The organism is Mesorhizobium sp. M0601 (genome assembly GCF_040320845.1).
In the GTDB taxonomy this organism is placed as follows: Bacteria; Pseudomonadota; Alphaproteobacteria; order Rhizobiales; family Rhizobiaceae; genus Mesorhizobium.
This window is the reverse complement of record NZ_JAMYQK010000109.1, coordinates 1-1400: the sequence shown is the minus strand read 5'-3', so window position 1 is coordinate 1400 and position 1400 is coordinate 1. Positions and strand designations below refer to the sequence as shown.

Sequence of the window (1400 nt, the reverse complement as noted above, 5' to 3'; positions counted from 1 at the left end):
AGGGACAGGGCTTGATGCCGGACGGCACCTCGCGCTTCTCGATCGGCAAGGACAAGCTGTTCCACTACATGGGCTGCTCGACCTTTTCCAACTTCACCGTGCTGCCCGAGATCGCGGTGGCCAAGGTCAATGCCGACGCCCCGTTCGACAAGATCTGCTACATCGGCTGCGGCGTCACCACCGGCATCGGCGCTGTGATCAACACGGCCAAGGTCGAGCAAGGCGCGACGGCGGTCGTGTTCGGCCTCGGCGGCATCGGCCTCAACGTCATCCAGGGCCTGCGCCTTGCCGGCGCCGACATGATCATCGGCGTCGACCTGAACAACGACAAGAAGGAATGGGGCGAGAAATTCGGCATGACGCATTTCGTCAATCCGAAGGAGATCGACGGCGATGTCGTGGCTCATCTCGTCAACATGACCAAGCGCGGCGCCGACCAGATCGGCGGCGCCGACTACACGTTCGACTGCACCGGCAACACCAAAGTCATGCGGCAGGCGCTGGAAGCGTCGCATCGCGGCTGGGGCAAGTCGGTCATCATCGGCGTTGCCGGCGCCGGCCAGGAGATCTCGACGCGGCCGTTCCAGCTGGTCACCGGCCGCACCTGGATGGGCACCGCCTTCGGCGGCGCGCGCGGCCGCACCGACGTGCCGAAGATCGTCGACTGGTACATGGCCGGCAAGATCGAGATCGATCCGATGATCACCCACACGCTGAAGCTCGAGGACATCAACAAGGGCTTTGACCTGATGCATGAAGGCAAGTCGATCAGGAGCGTGGTAGTCTATTGAAGGAGGTACTGATCCGGGTTCGGATCCGATATCCGAATTTCAGCGAGTCGCTCAGTATGCAGAGCTGGCAATTCGGCGAACATCTTTGGGTAGCGCTTAGGAATAACAACCGCGTTCGCATCGACCTCGATGAGATCGACCGCGGCAGAGAAGAAATATCGTTTCTCGTGCGCGATACATATCTGAGTAAGGCGCTCAAGGTGGTAGAGCGCGTCAAGCAAGAACACCGTATGGAGAATGAAGCGGTAATCGAAACGGAACCAGCATAGAACCAAGGGAGGAAACAAAAATGCCGGAAAAACTGCATCCTAAAATCGACAATGGACTGCCACGGGAAAAGGCCGACTTTGCCGGCGGCACGCTGGTCTGCGCCTGCACCAGCAACCCGGTCAAGGTCAAGGTCAAGGGCCAGATCGCCCACAACCATGCCTGCGGCTGCACCAAATGCTGGAAGCCGGAAGGCGCGCTGTTCTCGGTCGTGGCGGTTGCCGGTACAAACGACGTGACGGTGACCGAAAACGGCGACAAGCTGAAGATCGTCGATCCGGGCGCGCTGATCCTGCGCCATGCCTGCACCGGCTGCGGCGTCCACATGCACGGCCCGGTCGA

3 protein-coding genes are annotated in these 1400 nt (G+C 60.6%); all 3 read left to right on the top strand.

From position 1 onward, the window contains the following. Positions 1–791 (top strand): zinc-binding dehydrogenase (locus NKI41_RS33035; protein ID WP_352687235.1); only part of this gene is annotated, 791 nt, incomplete at its 5' end. Continuing rightward, positions 788–1060, top strand: coding sequence for a hypothetical protein (locus NKI41_RS33030; RefSeq protein ID WP_352451332.1), 273 nt, complete (start codon positions 788–790; stop codon positions 1058–1060). The genes NKI41_RS33035 and NKI41_RS33030, both read left to right, overlap by 4 nt. Positions 1061–1080: 20 nt before the next feature. Further along, positions 1081–1400 (top strand): GFA family protein (locus NKI41_RS33025; protein WP_352687232.1); only part of this gene is annotated, 320 nt, incomplete at its 3' end.